At 71.4% G+C, this 4,788-nt stretch carries 4 protein-coding genes; all 4 read right to left on the bottom strand.

Annotation, left to right across the window (positions count from 1 at the left end):
- Nucleotides 1-198 precede the first annotated feature (198 nt).
- Nucleotides 199-1,176: a 4-hydroxy-3-methylbut-2-enyl diphosphate reductase gene (locus ACH4PU_RS36115; protein WP_398282306.1), complete on the bottom strand. Its 978-nt coding sequence runs from the start codon at nt 1,174-1,176 to the stop codon at nt 199-201.
- Nucleotides 1,173-2,255 carry a polyprenyl synthetase family protein gene (locus tag ACH4PU_RS36110; RefSeq protein WP_398282303.1) on the bottom strand — a complete coding sequence of 361 codons (1,083 nt, stop codon included), beginning with the start codon at nt 2,253-2,255 and terminating at the stop codon, nt 1,173-1,175. Before ACH4PU_RS36110 ends, ACH4PU_RS36115 begins: the two co-directional genes overlap by 4 nt.
- Nucleotides 2,252-3,433, bottom strand: a complete 1,182-nt coding sequence (gene ispG, locus ACH4PU_RS36105) for a flavodoxin-dependent (E)-4-hydroxy-3-methylbut-2-enyl-diphosphate synthase (RefSeq protein ID WP_398282300.1) — start codon at nt 3,431-3,433, stop codon at nt 2,252-2,254. Before ispG ends, ACH4PU_RS36110 begins: the two co-directional genes overlap by 4 nt.
- The coding region (locus ACH4PU_RS36100) for a transketolase C-terminal domain-containing protein (protein ID WP_398282297.1) at nt 3,430-4,788 on the bottom strand (1,359 nt) is incomplete at its 5' end. The genes ispG and ACH4PU_RS36100, both read right to left, overlap by 4 nt.

The raw sequence follows: 4,788 nt of genomic DNA, 5'->3' as shown, positions 1-4,788 counted from the left end.
AGGGTTGCGGTCGACCGAGATGCACTTGCCGGAAGGTTTCATGACGGTGCGCCTCTGTGGGAGAGATGAACACACGGTGGTGAGACGGCTGCGGCGGTCGGACAGGCACGGTGCTCCTTGCCATACCGGTGTGCGGCTGCCGGGCCCGGTGCGGTGATGACGGTCGCGGCCAAGGGCAGGGGGCCGAGACTGGGTCATTTATGGGGCACCTCCTGGTCGCGGCGGCTTCGGGTGGGGGGAGGACAAGCTGTGTGGCAGGGCGAAGCGCTGGTGTTCCTCTGCCGAGCGCACCACTTCGACGTCCTCGTAGCCGCGGGCGGCGAGCCATTCCAGGACGCCTTCGACGAGGATCTCGGGGACGGAGGCGCCGGAGGTGACGCCGACGGTGTTCACGCCCTCCAGCCAGGTCTCGTCGATCTCCTCGGCGTAGTCGACCAGGTGGGCGTCCTTGGCGCCGGCGCCGAGGGCGACCTCGACCAGGCGGACGGAGTTGGAGGAGTTCTTCGAGCCGACGACGATGACGAGGTCGGCCTCGGCGCCCATTTGCTTGACCGCGGTCTGCCGGTTCTGCGTGGCGTAGCAGATGTCGTCCGACGGCGGGGAGAGCAGGTTGGGGAACTTGCTCTTCAGGGCGCCGACGGTCTCCATGGTCTCGTCGACGGAGAGGGTGGTCTGGGAGAGCCAGACGACCTTCTCGGGGTCGCGGACCTCGACGTGTCCGACGTCGTCGGGGCCGTCGACGAGCTGGATGTGGTCCGGGGCCTCGCCGCTGGTGCCGATGACCTCCTCGTGGCCCTCGTGGCCGATCAGGAGGATGTCGTAGTCCTCGCGCGCGTAGCGCACGGCTTCCTTGTGGACCTTGGTGACCAGCGGGCAGGTCGCGTCGATGGTGGCCAGCTTGCCCCGCTTGGCCTCGTCGTGGACGACCGGGGCGACACCGTGCGCGGAGAAGATGACGATGTTGCCCTCGGGCACCTCGAACGTCTCGTCGACGAAGATCGCGCCCTTCTTCTCCAGGGTCTTCACCACGTATTTGTTGTGGACGATCTCGTGGCGCACGTAGACCGGCGCGCCGTACTGCTCCAGGGCCTTCTCAACGGTCTTGATGGCGCGGTCGACTCCCGCGCAGACTCCGCGGGGTGCGGCCAGCAGGACCCGGCGTCGGTCGGTGGTCATGAGGTCCTCACGGTGGCGGTGAGGGCGATGTCGTGGAGAGCGTGGCGGGCGGCGAGTGGTGCGGGGAGGGAGTCGAGGGCGGTGAGGGCTTGTCGGTGGCGGTGGTGGATGAGGGTTTCGATGGTGGTGCGGGCGCCGGTGGTGGTGAGGATGTCGCGGACACGTGTGGCGGTGTCCTCGTCCAGGTCGCGGTCGCCCAGGGTCTGGAGGAGGAGGGCGCGTTGGTGGGGGTCGGCGCGGCGCAGGGCGTGGGCGATCAGGAGGGTGTGTTTGCCTTCGCGGAGGTCGTCGAGGTTGGGCTTTCCCGTGTCCTCTGGGGTGCCGAAGACGCCGAGGAGGTCGTCGCGGAGCTGGAACGCCTCGCCGAGCGGGAGGGCGTAGGCGCTGAGTGCCTCGCGCAGTGCGGGGCCGGCGCCGGCGAGGGCGGCGCCGATGTGCAGGGGCCGTTCGACGGTGTATTTGGCGGTCTTGTAGCGGATGACGCGCAAGGGGGCGTCAAGGTCGGTCGCCGGGGCGCCGGCGTGGGTGAGGTCGAGGTACTGGCCGTGGATGACCTCGGCGTGCATGGTGTCGATCAGGGGCCAGGCGGCGGCCTGTTGGGCGGGGGCTAGGCCGGCGGTGTGCAGGAGTTCGTCGGACCAGACGAACGCCAGGTCGCCGACGAGGACAGCGCCGTGGACGCCGAGTTCGTCGGCGTCGACCGGGGAGCGAGCCCGCCGGTGGTGGTGGGCGGCCAGGGCGCGGTGGACGGTGGGATGGCCGCGACGGAGGTCGGAGCGGTCCATGACGTCGTCGTGGATGAGACAGAAGTCATGGAAGACTTCCAGGGCGGCGGCCACGCGGACAACCGGCGGGGGCGGGAATGTATCGGCGGCGGTGTACCAGCCGAGCAGACACAGCAGCGGGCGCAGGCGTTTGCCGCCGGTGAGAATGAAGTCGGCCAGGGCTTCGGTGGTCTCGGTCGGCAGGTCGCTCTCGCGCGCGGCGGCGCGCTTGGCGTCCACGAAACACCGCAGCGTCTCCTCGACGAGGTCCCGCATACGGGTCAGGTGCACGGCCGTCTCGGTGACGGCGGTCATGAGGCGGCCCTCTCTGCCGCATGGGCCTCGGCCCCTGCCGCTCGAGGCGCGGCCTCTTTCGCTGCGCCCTCGTCCGGTTCCGTGAAGCGGAGGGCTTCTTCCAGCAGGGCGTCGACGACGCGGTGTTCGGGGACGGTGCGCACGACTTCACCCGCGACGAAGATCTGCCCTTTGCCGTTGCCGCAGGAGACACCGAGGTCGGCTTCGCGGGCCTCGCCGGGGCCGTTGACGACGCAGCCCATGACGGCGACCCGTAGCGGGTGGGGGAAGCCGTCGAAGGCGGCTTCGACCTGAGCGGCGAGCTTGTGGATGTCGACTTGCAGCCGCCCACAGCCGGGGCAGGAGACGATCTCCAGCTGCCTTGGGCGCAGGCCGAGGGACTGCAGGATGTGGGTGCCGGCCTTGACCTGTTCGACCGGGGGCGCGGAGAGGGAGACGCGGATGGTGTCACCGATGCCCTCGGCGAGGAGGATGCCGAAGGCGACGGCCGATTTGATCGCGCCCTGGAAGGCGGGTCCGGCCTCAGTGACGCCGAGGTGGAGGGGGTAGTCGCAGGCGCCGGCCAGAAGGCGGTTGGCGGCGACGACGGTCATCGGGTCGTGGTGCTTGACCGCGATCTTGAGGTCCGTGAAACCGTGCTCCTCGAACAGCGAACACTCCCACAAAGCCGACTCCACGAGCGCCTCGGGTGTGGCGGCGCCGTGCTTGGCCAGCAGGCGGGGGTCGAGGGAGCCGGCGTTGACGCCGATGCGGATCGGCACCTTCGCCGCCGCCGCTGCCTGGGCGATGTCGGCGACGCGGTCGTCGAAGCGTTTGATGTTGCCGGGGTTGACGCGGACCGCCGCGCAGCCGGCGTCGATCGCGGCGAAGACGTAGCGGGGCTGGAAGTGGATGTCCGCCACCACCGGCAGCGGGGACTTCGCGGCGATGGCGGGCAGCGCGTCGGCGTCGTCCCGCGAGGGCACCGCGACCCGCACGATGTCACAGCCGGCGGCGGTGATCTCCGCGATCTGCCGCAGCGTCGCGTCCACATCCGCCGTCGACGTCGTCGTCATCGTCTGGACGGAGACCGGCGCGCCGTCCCCGACAGGGACGGCACCGACGTGGATCCGCCGCGAAGGGCGGCGCCGCGGTGGCTTGGGGGGCATGGCGGGCATGGCGAGGTGGGTGGTCATCATGTCCTCCGCGCGCCGTTGGCCTGGGCCGGTGAGGGTGGGCTGGTGTGGGGGGTGAAGCCGGCGTGGGCGCGCAGGACGGCGGAGGTGATGCCGTCGGCGTCCAGTCCGGCTTCGGCGAGCAGGTCGCGGCGCAAGCCGTGGGGGACGAAGGCCGGCGGCAGGCCGAGGGCGTGTACGGGGGTGGTCACCGCGGCGTCCGTACACGCCTGGGCGAAGAGCGCGCCGAGGCCGCCGGTGCGGGTGTTGTCCTCGACGGTGACGGCCAGCCGGTGCCGGGCTGCGAGGTGGACGAGGGCGGGACTGACCGGGGTGATCCAGCGGGGGTCGACCACGGTGCAGCCGATGCCCGTCTCCATTTCCAGGCGCCGGGCGGCGGCCCGTGCCGCGGCCGCCGTGGGGCCGGTGGCGACGAGGAGCACGTCCAAGCAACGGCGTGGGCCGCGGTGGAGGATGTCCAGGCCGTCCATCCGCGTCAGTGCCTTCACGTCCTCCCCCACCGCGGCCTTGGGCAGGCGCAGGGCGGTCGGCCCCTCGTCGTCGGCGACGGCCTCGCGCAGCAGTTCGCGCAGGCGGGCAGCGTCGCGGGGAGCGGCGAGACGCAGGCCGGGGACGAGGGCGAGCAGGCTCACATCCCACATGCCGTGGTGGGACGGGCCGTCGGGGCCGGTGACCCCGGCACGGTCCAGGACCAAGGTGACGGGCAGGCGGTGCAGGGCCACATCCATCAGCACCTGGTCGAAGGCGCGGTTGAGGAAAGTGGCGTAGATCGCCACGACGGGGTGCAGACCGCCCATGGCCAGACCGGCGGCACTGGTGACCGCGTGCTGCTCGGCGATCCCGACATCGAAGACCCTCTCCGGGTGCGCCACGGCCATCGGGTACAGGCCGGTGGGACGGAGCATCGAGGCGGTCACCGCCACCAGCTCCGGACGCTCGTCGGCCAGGATCAGTAGCTCCTCGGCGAAGACCTCGGTCCAGGTGCCCGGTGGCCGCGCAGCCGCCGCCGAGGCAGCCGCCACCGGAACGGTAGGGGCCGGGACGACGGTGGCCGGGGTGGTGGGGGCCGGGGCGCGGCCAGTGACCGGATCGATGATCCCGACGGCGTGGAAACGATCCGCCTCGTCGGCTTCCGCGAACGGATAGCCCTTGCCCTTGACGGTGACAACATGCACCACGACAGGCCGGTCCAGGCCGCGAGCCTGGCGCAACGCCTCCTCCAGCGCCGGGACGTCGTGCCCGTCGACCGACCCGAGATAGGCGAACCCGTGCGCGGTGAACGGATTCCCCGCACCGGACGGTCGCCCTTCCCCGGCCCGCAGCGCGGTCAGGCGGGCGGCGAGTGCGCCGGTGGTGGG

Source organism: Streptomyces sp. NPDC021100, from assembly GCF_044333095.1.
Taxonomy (GTDB): domain Bacteria; phylum Actinomycetota; class Actinomycetes; order Streptomycetales; family Streptomycetaceae; genus Streptomyces.
This window is presented reverse-complemented; position numbering and strand designations above follow the sequence as displayed.

What these genes read in the sequence shown, in the direction of transcription:
- ispG (WP_398282300.1), bottom strand. Translation starts at nt 3,433, where the DNA reads ATGATGACCACCCACCTCGCCATGCCCGCCATGCCCCCCAAGCCACCG.
- ACH4PU_RS36110 (WP_398282303.1), bottom strand. Translation starts at nt 2,255, where the DNA reads ATGACCGCCGTCACCGAGACGGCCGTGCACCTGACCCGTATGCGGGAC.
- ACH4PU_RS36115 (WP_398282306.1), bottom strand. Translation starts at nt 1,176, where the DNA reads ATGACCACCGACCGACGCCGGGTCCTGCTGGCCGCACCCCGCGGAGTC.